This window comes from Polaromonas sp. P3_A5 (genome assembly GCF_056403055.1).
This window is the reverse complement of sequence record NZ_JBFUGF010000001.1, coordinates 622759-637628: the sequence shown is the minus strand read 5'-3', so window position 1 is coordinate 637628 and position 14870 is coordinate 622759. Positions and strand designations below refer to the sequence as shown.

Below are 14870 nucleotides of genomic sequence, written 5' to 3'. Positions count from 1 at the left end.
TGACATGGCTTCTTCATGCAGGGGGATCCGCCCCGCCGGAATGCATACAACGGGATGGTCTGCCGATAAAAGTGAAGTAGGTTTTCATCAGAAGTTCCCCACAAACCAGTCTTTGACACGGCCGAATGCGTTGTGCACACTGCCTGCCTTTTGCGACACCTTGTAGCCCCGCATGCGCGCAAGCCGGGCTTCTTCGAGCAAGCCCATGACCGTGGCTGCCCGGGCCTGGGCCACCATGTCTGACAGCGCACTGTTGTAGCGCGGTATGCCGCGTCGCACGGGCTTGAGGAAGATGTCCTCGCCGAGCTCCACCATGCCGGGCATGACGGCACTGCCACCGGTAATGACGATGCCCGAAGACAACACCTCTTCGTAGCCCGACTCGCGGATCACCTGCTGGACCAGCGAAAAAATTTCCTCGATGCGCGGCTCGATCACGCCCGCCAGTGCCTGCTTGCTCAGCATGCGCGGCCCCCGGTCTCCCAGACCCGGCACTTCCACCTGCGTGTCGGGGTCGGCCAGCAGCTGCTTGGCGTAACCGCTTTCCACCTTGATGTCTTCTGCGTCCTTGGTGGGCGTACGCAGCGCCATCGCGATGTCGCTGGTGATCAGGTCACCGGCGATCGGGATCACCGCGGTGTGCCGGATGGCGCCACCGGTGAAGATGGCCACGTCGGTGGTGCCGGCACCGATATCGACCATGGCCACACCGAGCTCCTGCTCGTCCTGTGTCAATACCGCCAGGCTCGAAGCCAGCGGATTGAGCATGAGTTGATCGACTTCAAGCCCGCAGCGCCGCACACATTTGATGATGTTTTCAGCAGCACTCTGGGCGCCCGTCACGATGTGCACCTTGGCTTCCAGGCGTATGCCGCTCATGCCGATGGGTTCGCGCACGTCCTGGCCGTCGATCACGAACTCCTGCGGCTCCACCAGCAGCAGGCGCTGGTCGGTCGAGATGTTGATGGCCTTGGCCGTCTCGATCACGCGCGCCACGTCGGCCTGCGTGACTTCCTTGTCCTTGACCGCCACCATGCCGCTGGAGTTGATGCCGCGGATGTGGCTACCGGTAATGCCGGTGTAGACGCGGGCGATCTTGCAATCGGCCATCAGTTCGGCCTCTTTCAGGGCCTGCTGGATGCTTTGCACCGTGGCGTCAATATTGACAACCACCCCGCGTTTGAGCCCGTTGCTCGCCGCGATGCCCAGGCCGGCAAGCTTGAGCTCCCCGCCCGGCATGACCTCGGCCACCACCGCCATGACCTTGCTGGTTCCGATGTCCAGCCCGACCACCAGATCTTTGTATTCCTTGGCCATATGTTTACCTTTTTTTCTTTCCGTCGTCTTTGTCAGCGGGGCTTCCCGTGGTGACACCCCTGAGCCTGATCGCATAACCATTGCCGTAACGCAGGTCGGCGGACTCCAGGTCCCGCCCGTACCGGGATGACACCTGCGTCACCGTGGCAATAAAGCGGCGGGTGCGTGCCTGTATTTCGTCCAGTGACCCGTGCCCGAGCTCGATCACGGCGCCGCTGTCCAGCTGGGCACGCCAGCCACCCTGGCCGGTCATCTGCAATTGCTCCAGCGTGGCATCTGTTTCATCGAACATCGGCGCAAGCGCCTGGTAGGCCTGCAGTACCTGCGCCGCCTGACCCGGCGGCCCATTGAGCACCGGCAGGTCTTCTGCCTCGACGTCGCCCTGGTTGGCCTCAAACACTTCACCAAAGCTGTTGACGAGCCGGGCATCGCCCTCAGCCCCCCAGAACGCCACCGGCTTGTGTTCCTGCAGCACCACCTTCAGCCGGTTGGGAAATTCGCGCTGCACCAGCGCCCTGCGCACCCAGGGAACAGACTCGAACACCGCGCGCGTGGCACCCAGGTTCACCGTGAAAAAATTGCCGGACAACCTGGGCGCCACATTGGCCCGCAGCGTCACCGCGTTGTTGTGCGCCAGGTCGCCCTCCACACGGATCGCGCTCAGGCTGAACAGGGACTGGCGCATGAGCCACGCCACAGCCAGTGACGCAACCATGGCGGCAAACGCCAGGCCCAGAACCACCGAGAAGGTGTTCATGAGCTTGACGTCCAGCGGCAAGGAAGGCGGCAGTGGCAGGGCTCTGCTCAAGTGGCGGCTCCTCCGTGTTTCTGGTGATCGAGCGAAGCAGTCTTCAGCACTTCGATGCAAAGGTCTTCATACGAGATTCCGGCCGCACGGGCGGACATGGGCACCAGCGAATGCCCGGTCATTCCCGGCGACGTGTTGATCTCCAGCAGGTAGGGCTTGCGCGTGGCCTTGTCTATCATCACGTCGGCGCGGGCCCAGCCGCGGCAATTGAGAATGCGAAAGGTGTCCAGCACAAGCTGCTGGATGACCGCCTCTTCGCCCTCGGGCAGCCCGCAGGGAACCAGGTACTGGGTGCTGTCGGTGAAGTATTTGTTCTGGTAGTCGTAGTTACCGTCGGGCGCTACTATGCGGATGACCGGCAGCGCGCGCGCGCCGGCACCGGTACCCAGCACCGGGCAGGTCACTTCGTCACCGCTGATGAATTGCTCGCACAGGACATCGGCATCGAGTTTTTCGGCCTGTGCCACTGCGCCGGCCATGGCGGAGCGTTCCGTCACCTTGGTCAGCCCGATCGATGAACCTTCGCGTGCCGGTTTGACGATCAACGGCAGGCCGAGCGCATCCGGCAACGCGGCAATGTCGGCAGCGCCATAAGTGCCGCGGCGCAACAGGCGGTATTGAGGTGTCGGCAATCCTTCGGAGATCATCACGCGCTTGGTCATGACCTTGTCGATGGCCATGCTGGAAGCCATGACGCCGGAGCCGGTGTAGGGAATGCCCAGCAATTCGAGCGCGCCTTGCACCGTGCCATCCTCGCCGAAGCGTCCATGCAATGCGATGAAGCAACGCTCGAACCCATCCTCCTTCAGCTCGCTCAGGTCGCGCTCGGCAGGATCGAAGGCGTGGGCATCCACGCCACGCGAGCGAAGCGCTTTCAGTACCCCGTTACCAGACATCAGCGAAACTTCGCGTTCGGCCGATAGCCCGCCCATCAGGACGGCGACTTTTCCAAAATTCAACATGTCTGCTTTCATGTCCGGACCTCCCTGGTGCCGCCATGCCCTGCCGGCTCCAGCATTTCTGCAACCCTTGCGGGCACCATGCCGATGGATCCGGCACCCATGCACATCACGATGTCGCCATCCAGCGTGTTGTCGAGGATGGCCTGCGGCATGGCATCGATCTCGTCCACAAAGACAGGTTCTACCTTGCCGGCCACGCGCAAAGCCCGCGCCAGCGAGCGTCCGTCTGCGGCCACGATGGGTGCTTCACCGGCGGCATATACCTCGGACAGCAGAACCGCATCGGCGTTGCCGATGACCTTGACGAAATCTTCAAAACAGTCACGCGTGCGGGTGTAGCGGTGCGGCTGGAAAGCCAGCACCAGTCGCCGGCCGGGGAAGGCGCCGCGCGCGGCAGCCAGCGTCGCGGCCATTTCCACCGGGTGATGGCCATAGTCTTCTATCACGGTGAAATGCCCGCCGCCCTTGGCCGGCATGTCCCCGTAACTCTGGAAGCGCCGTCCGACGCCCCGGAATTCAGCCAGCGCTTTCTGTACTGCCGCGTCGGGCACGTTGAGCTCAACGGCAATGGCAATGGCCGACAGGGCATTGAGCACGTTGTGCTCGCCGGCCAGGTTGAGCACCACGTCCATGTCGGGCAAGGTCACGCCATTGCGGCGCTGTGCCGTGAAATGCATTTGTGCGCCCACCGGCCGCACATTGACGGCGCGCACCTGCGCATCTTCGCCGAAACCATAGCTGGTAATGGGGCAGGAAACCTGCGACAGGATGTCGCGCACGGCCGGGTCGTCGGTGCACAAGATCGCCGTACCGTAAAAAGGCATGCGGTGCAGGAAGTCGACAAAAGCCTTCTTGAGGTTGCCGAAATCGTGGCCATAGGTTTCCATGTGGTCGGCGTCAATGTTGGTGACGACGGCCATCACGGGCAGCAGGTTCAGGAATGAAGCGTCCGATTCGTCAGCCTCGACCACGATGTAGTCGCCGGAACCAAGTTTGGCGTTGGCGCCGGCGCTGTTGAGGCGCCCGCCGATGACAAAGGTCGGGTCCAGGCCGCCTTCGGCCAGCACGCTGGCGACGAGACTGGTGGTGGTGGTTTTCCCGTGGGTCCCCGCGATCGCGATGCCCTGCTTCAGGCGCATCAGTTCGGCCAGCATCAGCGCGCGCGGCACCACGGGAATGCGTTTTTCACGCGCCGCCAGAACCTCGGGGTTGTCGGCCTGTACGGCGGTGGATGTCACCACGGCGTCGACCATCTCAAGGTTGCCGGCGGTGTGGCCGACGAAGGTCTTGATGCCGAGCTTGCCCAGGCGTCGCAGCGTTGGGCTGTCTGACAGGTCAGACCCCGAAATGACGTATCCCAGGTTGTGCAGCACCTCTGCGATGCCAGACATGCCGGCGCCGCCCAGACCGATGAAGTGAATGTTTTTGATGGCGTGTTTCATGTCGCCAGCTCCTCACAAGCGGCCACCACACGGGCCGTGGCTTCAGTTTTTTGCATCGTTTTGGCCTGTAAGGCTTTCTGGACAAGCGCAAGCCGCTCTGTTTTTTGTAGCATTTCTGCCAGCATTCCGGCGCTGAGGTCGCGCTGCTGGATCAGCCATCCGCCTCCCTGGTCGACCAGGAACTTCGCGTTGACTGTCTGGTGGTCGTCGACCGCAGCGGGAAAAGGCACGAACACTGCCGCAGCGCCCACCGCGGCGATTTCCGTGACCGTACTGGCGCCAGCGCGGCAAATGATCAGGTCGGCATCGGCGAAGGCCTTCGCGGTGTCTTCAATGAAAGGCGTGAGCTCGGCCGATACGCCAGCCGCCGCATAGTTGGCGCGCAATTCTTCAATCTGCAGCGCGCCGCTTTGGTGGAGGACCTGTGGTCGTTCTGCTTCAGGGATCAGTGCGAGGGCTTTGGGTACCAGCTCGTTCAACCCCCGGGCGCCCAGGCTCCCGCCGACCACCAGCAGTTTCAGGGGACCGCTGCGTCCGGCAAAACGCTCTTGCGGGCCGGGCTGCCGGGTAAATGCTGGCCGCAGGGGGTTGCCTACCCATTCGGCTTTGGGCAACACGCCCGGAAATGCGGTGAAGACGCGGTCAGCCACACTCGCCAGCACCTTGTTGACCATACCCGCCACCGAGTTCTGCTCGTGCAAAACCAGGGGCTTACCCAACAGCACGCTCATCATCCCGGCCGGAAAACTGATGTAGCCACCCAGGCCAACCACCACATCGGGCTTGACGCGGCGTACCACCTGGATGCTTTGCCAAAACGCCTTGAGCAGGCGCAGGGGCAAGAATGCCAGCGTGACCGGCCCTTTGCCTCGCACACCGGAAAAATCAATCGATTCGAAAGGGAAGCCGCGGGGCGGCACCAGCTGGCTTTCCATGCTGGGGCGGACTGCGCTGCCACGCCCGCCCAGCCAGTGCACCCGCCAGCCGCGCTCCCGCAGGGCCTCAGCCACTGCCAGGCCCGGAAAAATGTGCCCGCCCGTTCCTCCGGCCATCACCAAAGCACAGTGTTGCTTGCTCATGCGCGGCCTCCTCTCATGAGCAGGCGATTCTCATAGTCAATCCTCAACACCACGGCCAAAGAAATCAGGTTCATCAAAATCGCCGAACCGCCATAACTCATCAGCGGCAGTGTGAGACCCTTGGTAGGCAGCGCACCGAGGTTCACGCCAATGTTGATGAAGGTCTGGAAACCTATCCAGATGCCAACGCCTTGCGCCACCAGACCGGCAAACAGGCGGTCCAGGGCAATCGACTGGCGACCGATGTGCATGATGCGGCGGGTCATCCACATGAACATGCCGATCACAGCCAGCACACCCAACAGGCCAAACTCTTCGCCAATCACGGCCATCAGGAAGTCGGTGTGCGCTTCGGGCAGCCAATGCAGCTTCTCAATGCTGCCGCCCAGACCCACACCGAAAATCTCGCCGCGGCCGAAGGCAATCAGGGAGTGGGAGAGCTGGTAGCCCTTGCCCATGGAGTATTTATCGCTCCACGGGTCGAGGTAGGCAAAGATGCGCTCACGCCGCCATTCGCTGAGCATCACCATCAAGCTGAAGGCAACCACCACCACAGCCGCGATGACAAAGAACATGCGGGCATTGACACCGCCCAGGAAGAGAATACCCATCGCAATGACCGAGATCACCATGAACGCGCCCATGTCGGGTTCGGCCAGCAATAACAATCCGACAATTGCTATGGCCACAGCCATGGGCATCACCGCGCGGAAGAAGCGCTCTTTCACTTCCATCTTGCGAACCATGTAATCGGCCGCATAGAGAAGCACCGCGAATTTCGCGAGCTCTGAAGGCTGAAAGTTCATGATGCCCAGCGAAATCCAGCGGCGGGCGCCGTTCACGCCTTTTCCGATAAAGGGCACCAGGACCAGTATCAGCAGCAACAGGGAGAGGACAAACAGCCAGGGCGCCAGTTTTTCCCATGTGGCCAGCGGCACCTGGAATGCCAGGACGGCAACGATGAGAGCGACCACCAGCGACAACACATGGCGCAGCAGGAAATGGGTATGCGCATAGCGCGCGAATTTGGGGTTGTCGGGCATGGCCACGGAAGCTGAATACACCATCACAAGGCCCCACATCAACAAGGCCACGGTGACCCACAGCAGCGCCTGGTCAAAACCGGCCATGCGAACAGGAGGTGCGGCCAGCGTCTGTGGCCGGCTGTGTCCGCCAAGCCGCACGGGAAGGACTTCCGACGCGGCCTTGCCGAAACCGGAGAACCAGCCGAAAAAGCGTGCGGCAGCCGTCACAGCATTTGCCCCTGTTCTTGCGCCAGCGCCTGCACGGCTTCACAAAAGACCTTGGCCCGGTGCTCGTAGTTGTCGAACATGTCGAAGCTTGCACAGGCCGGCGACATCAGGACGGCGTCACCGGTCTGTGCCTGCTGCGCGGCCAGGGTGACCGCTTCCTCCATGGATACGGCGTCGAACACTGGAATATTGCGGGGCAAGACCTCCTTGATGAGAGGCGCATCGCGCCCTATCAGCACCACGGCCCGGACGTGGCGTTGCACCGGGTCGGCCAGCGGTGAGAAGTCCTGCCCCTTGCCTTCGCCGCCCAGAATGAGCACCAGCTTGCGCTCCAGTCCCAACCCTGTCAGAGCCGCCACGGTGGCGCCCACGTTGGTGCCCTTGCTGTCGTCGAAGTATTCAACGTCATTGACGACAGCCACCGACTCCACGCGATGGGGCTCACCGCGGTATTCGCGCAGGCCGTGCAGCATGGGGGCGAGGTTGCAGCCCGCAGCCACAGCCAGGCCCAGCGCCGCCAGGGCGTTGGTGGCGTTGTGCCGCCCGCGTATGCGCAGGGCTTCGATAGGCATCAGGCGCTGCACGTGCAGCTCTACCTCTTCGTCTTTGCGGCGCTTGATGGTTTCGTCGGCCTCGGCCGCGCGCACCAACCAGGTCATGCCGTTGACGGTTTCAATGCCGTAGTCGCCGGGACGCTGCGGCTCGCCGGCACCGAAGGTCGCATGGGCGCGCACTTGAGGTGGCTTCAGGCGCACCTTGACAGGCGGTGGCAGCATGGCCATCACGCGGGCATCGTCACGGTTGAGCAACATAAAGGTGCTGACACCGAAGACCTTGGCCTTGGCCGCGACGTAGGCGTCCATGTCGCCGTGCCAGTCCAGATGGTCCTGCGTGATGTTGAGCACCACGGCAGCCGTCGGCTCAAAACCTTGCACATCGGCCAGCTGGAAGCTGGACAGCTCCAGCACCCAGACTTGGGGCAGGGTTTCGGCGTCCATATGGGCCGACAGCGTGTCGAGCAGCGTCGGGCCTATGTTGCCGGCCACGGCCACGGTTTTTCCGGCGCGCTGCACCAGTTGGCCCAGCAGCGAGGTCACCGTGGTTTTTCCATTGGTGCCAGTGATGGCCAGCACTGCGGGGCGGTAGCCCGGCACAGGTTCGACTTGCACCAGGGCCAGCAGGGCCGCGGGCAGTGTGGCATCTTCACCGGCTTCATCTGGAACCGGCGCGTCGTCCGCGGCATCCGGTGCGGCAATGACCGTCTCTTGCAGATCGCCTGAAGTGTCGGCCGCCACAGCGGCCTGGTCTTCGGGTGAATCAGCGGCATCGGCTACAGCGGCTTCGTCAACAGCTTCGGGCGCATCGGGCAAGGGCACGTCAGCCATTGGCTCGGGAGCTACAACAGCTTGGTCGGATTCTTCGACTACCTCAATGGTCGGTGGCTCGCGCAGATCCGCCAAAGCCCGCGCGAACAAATCCAGTTCTCCACCCACAGGCAATCCCATGGCGCGCGCGGCATCAGCCACGGACGCGATGGTCTCGGGCGTCAGACCGGGCGAGCGATAGACGGCGCGTACGGACGTGCCCTGCACCAGTTCGGGCGTGAAGACACCGCCCACAAATTTCACACCCGGAAGCTCTTCGCGCAAGGTGGCGAGCAAGGGTGGCGCTTCGCGCGTGTCGGCGACCGTCACGTGCGCCCCATGGCGCGAACACCAGCGCGCCATGGCCAGGCCGGACGCGCCCAGGCCCAGAATCAACACGGTTTGGTCTTGTAAATGCCGCATGCCTGTTACCTGAGCTTCAAGGTGGAAAGGCCGATGAGGCACAGCAGCATGGTGATGATCCAGAAACGCACGACCACCTGCGTTTCTTTCCAGCCGCTTTTCTCGAAGTGATGGTGCAGCGGCGCCATCTTGAGGATGCGGCGGCCTTCGCCGTAGCGCTTCTTGGTGTACTTGAACCAGGTCACCTGCATCATCACGGAGAGCGCCTCGACGACGAAGATGCCGCCCATGATGGCCAGCACGATTTCCTGGCGCACGATGACCGCGATGGTGCCCAGCGCGGCGCCCAGCGCCAGCGCGCCCACGTCGCCCATGAAGACCTGGGCCGGGTGCGTGTTGAACCACAGAAAGGCCAGGCCGGCGCCTGCCATGGCCGAGCAAAAAATCAGCAGCTCACCCGAGCCGGGGATGTGCGGGAAGAACAGGTATTTGGAGTAGACCGAGCTGCCGGTGACGTAGGCAAACACACCGAGCGCCGAGCCCACCATGACGACCGGCATGATGGCCAGGCCGTCCAGGCCGTCAGTCAGGTTGACGGCATTGCTGGAGCCCACGATCACGAGGTAAGTCAGGATCACGAAGCCGAACACGCCCAGCGGGTAGCTGATTTCCTTGACGAAAGGCACCAGCAGGCCAGCTTTGGGCGGCAGGTTCACGTCAAAGCCCGACTGCACCCAGCTGAAGAACAGTTCGAGCACGCGCATGTTGGAGCTCTCGGAGATGCTAAACACCAGGTACAGCGCCGCGATGAGGCCGATGATGGATTGCCACAGATATTTCTCACGTGACCGCATGCCTTCCGGGTCTTTGAGCACGACCTTGCGCCAGTCGTCTGCCCAGCCTATGGCGCCAAAGCCCAACGTGACGATGAGGACGATCCAGACGAAACGGTTGGACAAATCGAACCATAGCAATGTGGAAATTCCGATGGACAGCAGAATCAGCACACCGCCCATGGTGGGTGTGCCGCTCTTGCTCAAATGGGTCTGCATTGCGTATTCCCGAATTGGCTGCCCGATCTTCAGCGAGATCAGCCGCCGGATCACAAAGGGGCCCGCCAGCAGACCGATCAGCAGGGCTGTGAGCGCGGCCATGACTGCACGGAACGTCAGGTACTGGAACACCCTGAAGGACCCGAATTCGGGGGAGATTGACTGGAGCCACTGGGCCAGACTAAGCAGCATGGGGCTCTTCCTTCTGATGTTGTTGATGTTGTGTTTGATCTTGCGCATTGGCCGTGATGGCCTGGACCACACGCTCCATCCTCATGAAGCGAGAACCCTTGACCAGCACGCTGCCGGTGTGGGGCAGCTCGGCCAGCACGGCGGCGGCGAGTTCGTCCATGCCGCCAAAAATCTGCGCACCGCCAAATCCGGCCGCTGCCTGCTTTGACTGCTCGCCCAATGTGAACAATTTTTCAATACCCAGCGCGCGTGCATGGCGGCCGGCTTCATCGTGGAACTGCGGCCCCTGGTTGCCGACCTCGCCCATGTCACCCATCACCATCAGACGCGGGCCGGGCAGTTCGGCGAGGACCTCCAGGGCGGCGCGCATGGAGTCGGGATTGGCGTTGTAGCTGTCGTCGACCAACGTCAACACCCGGCCCGGCAGGGCCACGGCGATGGCACGGGAACGGCCCTTGACCGGCACAAAAGCCGAGAGGCCCACGGAGATGGATGCCAGGGGAACGCCCGCAGCCAGCGCGCAGGCCGCGGCGGCCAAGGCGTTCTTGACGTTGTGCCGGCCGGCGATGTGCAAAGAGAAATCAGTGTTGCCCGCCGGGGTCGTAGCCACCACCTTCCAGCAGCCGTCATCCCATTGCGCGGTAGCTGTGATGTCGGCGGCGCCCGCGAGCGCGAAGGTCAGTACCTTGCGCGTGCCGACCAGTTCACGCCACAGGGGGGTGTAGTCGTCGTCGGCCGGAAAGACCGCCGTGCCGCCCGCATCCAGCGACGCAAATACCGAGCCGTTTTCGCGCGCCACCGCTTCCACCGTGGCCATGAATTCCAGATGTTCGCGCTGCGCATTGTTGACCAGCGCGACGGTGGGCCTGGTAATTTCAGCCAGATAAGCGATCTCGCCCGGGTGGTTCATGCCCAGCTCGACCACCCCTACTTCGTGCTCGGCCGACAGGCGCAGCAGCGTGAGCGGCACACCGATGTCGTTGTTGAGGTTGCCTTCAGTGGCGAAGGCCTTGTTGGCCTTCCAGGCGCGCAAGATGGCCGCGATCATTTGCGTGACGGTGGTTTTCCCGTTGCTGCCCGTCACAGCCACCAGCGGCAGACGGAACTGCGAGCGCCAACCGGCGGCCAGTTGACCCAGCGCCAGGCGCGTGTCGGGCACTTCCAGCCCCGGCAGGCCAGCTTGCACCAGACCATGATGGGCAATCGCCGCGACTGCGCCCTGTGCCTTGGCTTGCGCGAGGAAATCATGAGCATCGAAGCGCTCGCCCTTGAGCGCCACAAAAAGGTCGCCCGCCTGCAGGCTGCGCGTGTCGGTGTTGACCCGCAAGGCCTGCACGCCGCCGTCACCCACAAGGCGAGCAGCGGACAACCAGCCCAGGGCTTGCTGCAGGCGCATCATGGCCGGCCTCCTTGTTTGGGCGAAGCCAGGGCATCGAGCGCCGCCTGCGCATGCTCGCGGTCGGAGAAGGGAAGCTTCACACCGCCCACTTCCTGATAACTTTCGTGGCCCTTGCCGGCCAGCAACACGATGTCTTCGGGGCAAGCCAGGCTCAAGGCGTGCGTGATGGCGGCTGACCGGTCGGCCTGAACGTGCACAGCATCGCGGCGGCTCAGGCCAAGCAAGACCTGGCAAATGATGGCCAGCGGGTTTTCGCTACGCGGGTTGTCGCTGGTCACTACCACCTGGTCGGCATTTTTTTCAGCTACAGCCGCCATCAACGGACGCTTGGTGGTGTCGCGGTCACCACCACAGCCGAACACGCACCAGAGCTGGCCATTGCGGTGTGCCGCAGCCGGCCGCAGCGCGAGCAACACCTTTTCAAGAGCGTCGGGCGTGTGGGCGTAATCAATCACCACCAGCGGCCGGCCCGGGACGGCCAGCGTCTCGGTGCGCCCAGGCACGGGCAGCAGGCCGGCACAGGCCTTGACCGCATCGGCCAGCGACACACCCATGGCGCGCAGGGCTGCGAGCACACCGAGCAGGTTGGACACGTTGTACTGGCCCACCAGCCGGGCAGCCAGCGTATGGCTTTCGGCACCCTCGGTCACCTCAAAACTCAATGCTTCGGTGCCGTGCTCGATCTTGCGCGCCTGCAGGCGTGCCGGTTCCGCGCAGGATACCGTCCAGAGGTCCAGGCCGCTCCCCGCGAGCGACTCCTTCAGTTCTGCACCCTTGGCATCGTCGATATTGATGACCGCCGCCTTCAGACCCGGCCAAGCGAACAGCGCGGCCTTGGCCTCCCAGTAGGCTTGCATGGAAGCGTGGTAGTCGAGGTGGTCCTGCGTGAAGTTGGTAAATATCGCGACCTCAATGGCGGTCGCGTCCAGGCGGTGTTCGACCACGCCGATGGAGGAGGCCTCCAGCGTACAGGCGACAAAGCCCTGGTCGGCGAAGCGCCGAAGTTCCTGTTGCAGCAGCACCGGGTCCGGCGTCGTCAGGCCGTTGGAAACCATGGCACCAGGCTCACCTATGCCCAGCGTGCCAATGACGCCGCATTTGTGACCCAGCCGGCCCAGAGCCTGCGCCAGCCACCAGGCGGTGGAGGTCTTGCCGTTGGTGCCGGTCACAGCGGAAATCCGCAATTGCCGGCTCGGCTGGTTGAAGTAGACGGCGGCGATAGGCCCGGTGGCGGCCTTGAGACCGGCGTATTCGGCGATCTTTTCGTCCTGGAAACCGAAGGCGGCCGCGCCTTCCTGTTCGACCAGACAGGCAGTGGCACCCGCAGTCAACGCACTGCCCACGAACTTGCGCCCGTCGGTCACGGTGCCGGGCCAGGCGACAAAGCCGTCGCCCGGGGTCAGCCTGCGGCTGTCCGTGCACAGGCTGCCGCTCACGCGTTCGCGCAACCAGCCGGCGGCTTGTTCAGGGGTGTGGAGTTGCATGCTCAAAACGACTCCTCCACGGCCTGGGTGGTGATTTGGGGCTTGACGCTCATGTCAGGCTGCACGCCCATCATGCGAAGCGTTTGCTGCACCACCTCGCTGAAGACAGGTGCAGCGGCCACGCCACCAAAGTAATTGCCGTCACTGGGCTCATCGATCATCACGCCAACGATGATGCGCGGGGCCTCGATAGGCGCCATGCCTGTGAACCATGCGCGGTATTTGTTGGTGGCATAACCTTTGCCGACCTGCTTGTGCGCCGTTCCCGATTTTCCGCCTACCGAATAACCCACCGTTTGCGCCAACGGGCCAGTACCACCGGGTGCGGCGGCCATTTGCAGCATCCGGCGAACGGCATGCGCGTTCTCTGCAGAAAAGACCTGTACACCCACGGCGGGCTCGCTGCTTTTGAGCATGGTGGCGGGAATGATCTGACCGTCATGCGCGAAAGCAGTGTAGGAGTGCGCCATCTGGAACAGCGAGGCCGACAACCCATAACCATAGGCCATAGTCGCCTGCTCGACAGGGCGCCAGGTCTTCCAGGGTCGCACACGTCCGGTGACCGCGCCTGGGAACTGGATCTGCGGCTTTTGCCCATAACCCAGTGCCATGTAGGTCTCCCACATTTCCTGCGGACTCATCTTTTGTGCGATCTTCAGCGCGCCGACGTTGCTGGATTTCTGGATGACGCCTTCCACTGTCAGCGTGCCGTAGTTGTGGGTGTCACTGATGGTGAAGCCGCCGATGCTGTAACGGCCGGGTCCGGTTTCGATGACGGTTTGCGGCTTGATGCGACCGGCCTCCAGCGCCATGGCCACCGTGATCGGCTTCATCGTGGAACCCGGCTCGAAGGTATCGGTGAGGGCCCGATTGCGCAACTGCTCGCCGGTCAGATTTTTCCGCCTGTCGGGCACGTAGCTGGGATAGTTCGCCAATGCCAATACCTCGCCGGTGGTGGAGTCCAGCACCACGACGCTGCCGGCCCGGGCTTTGCGCGCAATGACCGCGTCGCGCAGCTTCTGGTAGGCGAAGAACTGCACCTTGCTGTCTATGCTCAGCTGAATGTCCTTGCCTTCGACAGGCGGCATCTGTTCGCCGACATCCTCGACGACACGACCCAGGCGGTCCTTGATCACGCGGCGCGAACCGGCCTTACCGGCCAGGTCCTTGTTGAAGGCCAGCTCAATGCCCTCCTGGCCGCGATCCTCAACGTTGGTGAAGCCCACCACGTGGGCCACGGTTTCGCCCTCGGGATATTGACGCTTGTACTCCTTGCGCTGGTAGATGCCCTTGATGCCCATGGCATGGATTTTTTTTGCCACCGGCTCGTCGACCTGACGCTTGAGCCAGACAAAGGTCTTGTCCTCTTCGCCCAGTTTTCTGTTGAGCTCGACCAGCGGCATTTCCAGCAGCACGGCCAGCTCGGCCAGTTGCGACTTGCTGGCTTCGACGTCTTCGGGAATGGCCCAGATGCTGGATGCCGGTACGCTGGATGCGAGGATCAGCCCATTGCGGTCCAGGATGCGGCCGCGGTTGGCGGGCAGCTCCAGTGTGCGGGCAAAGCGCACCTCACCCTGGCGCTGGAAAAATTCATTGCCAAAAATCTGGATATAGGCCGCACGACCCGCTAGCCCGGCAAAAGCCAACGCGATACCGGCCACGATGAATTTGCTGCGCCAGACGGGAGTCTTGCTGGCCAGCAGGGGGCTGGACGAATAAAGCACGCTGCGGCTCATGGCCTGGGCCCTTCCGGCGCCGAAGCCGCCGTTACCGGAGCGTCCTTGTAGCTCACATATTGCGTGATGGCAGGTGTCACCGTGCGCATCTGCAGCTTGTCCTTCGCAAGCTTCTCGACCTTCAGCGGCGTAGCCTGGGCGCGCTTTTCCACCTGCAAACGCTCGTTGTCCATTTCGATTTTGCGGGCTTCGGCCGTCGCTTTTTCCAGCTCGACATAGAGGCGTCGCGACTCGTACTGAGTGCGCACGAGGTAAAGCGCGCTGGCCAACACGGCGAGAAGCAACACGAGGTTCAGCCTGGCCATGATATGACCCCCACGCTTGTCGCTTCGCGTACTGCGCTGCCCCCCGAGGGGGCCGCCGCGCCTGCGGCCCGGCAAAGCCGGTTCCGCGGCCCCGGCTGGCATGAAATGCCTGTC

12 protein-coding genes are annotated in these 14870 nt (G+C 63.0%); all 12 read right to left on the bottom strand.

Going from position 1 to position 14870, the window contains the following annotated elements; translation table 11 throughout:
• Positions 1 to 87: 87 nt before the first annotated feature.
• Genes ftsA through ftsL form a run of 12 tightly spaced genes read right to left on the bottom strand, consistent with a single transcriptional unit; the run spans position 88 to position 14756 of the window.
• The gene (gene ftsA, locus AC1DU8_RS03045; RefSeq protein WP_431098281.1) at positions 88 to 1317 is read right to left on the bottom strand and encodes a cell division protein FtsA; all 1230 of its coding nucleotides are present in this window, start codon (positions 1315 to 1317) and stop codon (positions 88 to 90) included.
• Positions 1318 to 1321: 4 nt separating this feature from the next.
• Positions 1322 to 2125, bottom strand: a complete 804-nt coding sequence (locus AC1DU8_RS03040) for a cell division protein FtsQ/DivIB (RefSeq protein WP_457281096.1) — start codon at positions 2123 to 2125, stop codon at positions 1322 to 1324.
• A complete protein-coding gene (locus tag AC1DU8_RS03035) occupies positions 2122 to 3099 on the bottom strand; it encodes a D-alanine--D-alanine ligase (protein ID WP_457281097.1) in 978 nt (325 codons plus the stop codon). The genes AC1DU8_RS03040 and AC1DU8_RS03035 overlap by 4 nt, the downstream gene beginning before the upstream one ends.
• A complete protein-coding gene (murC, locus tag AC1DU8_RS03030) occupies positions 3096 to 4529 on the bottom strand; it encodes a UDP-N-acetylmuramate--L-alanine ligase (RefSeq protein WP_477666625.1) in 1434 nt (477 codons plus the stop codon). The genes AC1DU8_RS03035 and murC overlap by 4 nt, the downstream gene beginning before the upstream one ends.
• Complete coding sequence (murG, locus tag AC1DU8_RS03025) at positions 4526 to 5608, bottom strand: undecaprenyldiphospho-muramoylpentapeptide beta-N-acetylglucosaminyltransferase (protein ID WP_477666624.1); 1083 nt, start codon at positions 5606 to 5608, stop codon at positions 4526 to 4528. The genes murC and murG overlap by 4 nt, the downstream gene beginning before the upstream one ends.
• Positions 5605 to 6861 carry a putative lipid II flippase FtsW gene (gene ftsW, locus AC1DU8_RS03020; protein ID WP_457281100.1) on the bottom strand — a complete coding sequence of 419 codons (1257 nt, stop codon included), beginning with the start codon at positions 6859 to 6861 and terminating at the stop codon, positions 5605 to 5607. Before ftsW ends, murG begins: the two co-directional genes overlap by 4 nt.
• Positions 6858 to 8648, bottom strand: a complete 1791-nt coding sequence (gene murD, locus AC1DU8_RS03015; protein WP_477666623.1) for a UDP-N-acetylmuramoyl-L-alanine--D-glutamate ligase — start codon at positions 8646 to 8648, stop codon at positions 6858 to 6860. Before murD ends, ftsW begins: the two co-directional genes overlap by 4 nt.
• Before the next feature lie 5 nt (positions 8649 to 8653).
• Positions 8654 to 9832 carry a phospho-N-acetylmuramoyl-pentapeptide-transferase gene (gene mraY / locus AC1DU8_RS03010; protein ID WP_457281102.1) on the bottom strand — a complete coding sequence of 393 codons (1179 nt, stop codon included), beginning with the start codon at positions 9830 to 9832 and terminating at the stop codon, positions 8654 to 8656.
• Positions 9822 to 11231, bottom strand: a complete 1410-nt coding sequence (locus AC1DU8_RS03005; protein ID WP_457281103.1) for a UDP-N-acetylmuramoyl-tripeptide--D-alanyl-D-alanine ligase — start codon at positions 11229 to 11231, stop codon at positions 9822 to 9824. Before AC1DU8_RS03005 ends, mraY begins: the two co-directional genes overlap by 11 nt.
• A complete protein-coding gene (locus AC1DU8_RS03000) occupies positions 11228 to 12715 on the bottom strand; it encodes a UDP-N-acetylmuramoyl-L-alanyl-D-glutamate--2,6-diaminopimelate ligase (RefSeq protein WP_457281104.1) in 1488 nt (495 codons plus the stop codon). The genes AC1DU8_RS03005 and AC1DU8_RS03000 overlap by 4 nt, the downstream gene beginning before the upstream one ends.
• Positions 12716 to 12717: 2 nt before the next feature.
• The gene (locus AC1DU8_RS02995; protein ID WP_477666622.1) at positions 12718 to 14451 is read right to left on the bottom strand and encodes a peptidoglycan D,D-transpeptidase FtsI family protein; all 1734 of its coding nucleotides are present in this window, start codon (positions 14449 to 14451) and stop codon (positions 12718 to 12720) included.
• Positions 14448 to 14756, bottom strand: a complete 309-nt coding sequence (gene ftsL, locus AC1DU8_RS02990; protein WP_457281106.1) for a cell division protein FtsL — start codon at positions 14754 to 14756, stop codon at positions 14448 to 14450. Before ftsL ends, AC1DU8_RS02995 begins: the two co-directional genes overlap by 4 nt.
• Between the last annotated feature and the right edge of the window lie 114 nt (positions 14757 to 14870).

Excerpts from the sequence above, each read along its gene's own strand:
- ftsA (WP_431098281.1), bottom strand. The coding sequence starts at position 1,317 with ATGGCCAAGGAATACAAAGATCTGGTGGTCGGGCTGGACATCGGAACC.
- AC1DU8_RS03035 (WP_457281097.1), bottom strand. The coding sequence starts at position 3,099 with ATGAAAGCAGACATGTTGAATTTTGGAAAAGTCGCCGTCCTGATGGGC.
- murC (WP_477666625.1), bottom strand. The coding sequence starts at position 4,529 with ATGAAACACGCCATCAAAAACATTCACTTCATCGGTCTGGGCGGCGCC.
- murG (WP_477666624.1), bottom strand. The coding sequence starts at position 5,608 with ATGAGCAAGCAACACTGTGCTTTGGTGATGGCCGGAGGAACGGGCGGG.
- murD (WP_477666623.1), bottom strand. The coding sequence starts at position 8,648 with ATGCGGCATTTACAAGACCAAACCGTGTTGATTCTGGGCCTGGGCGCG.
- mraY (WP_457281102.1), bottom strand. The coding sequence starts at position 9,832 with ATGCTGCTTAGTCTGGCCCAGTGGCTCCAGTCAATCTCCCCCGAATTC.
- AC1DU8_RS03005 (WP_457281103.1), bottom strand. The coding sequence starts at position 11,231 with ATGATGCGCCTGCAGCAAGCCCTGGGCTGGTTGTCCGCTGCTCGCCTT.
- AC1DU8_RS03000 (WP_457281104.1), bottom strand. The coding sequence starts at position 12,715 with ATGCAACTCCACACCCCTGAACAAGCCGCCGGCTGGTTGCGCGAACGC.
- AC1DU8_RS02995 (WP_477666622.1), bottom strand. The coding sequence starts at position 14,451 with ATGAGCCGCAGCGTGCTTTATTCGTCCAGCCCCCTGCTGGCCAGCAAG.
- ftsL (WP_457281106.1), bottom strand. The coding sequence starts at position 14,756 with ATGGCCAGGCTGAACCTCGTGTTGCTTCTCGCCGTGTTGGCCAGCGCG.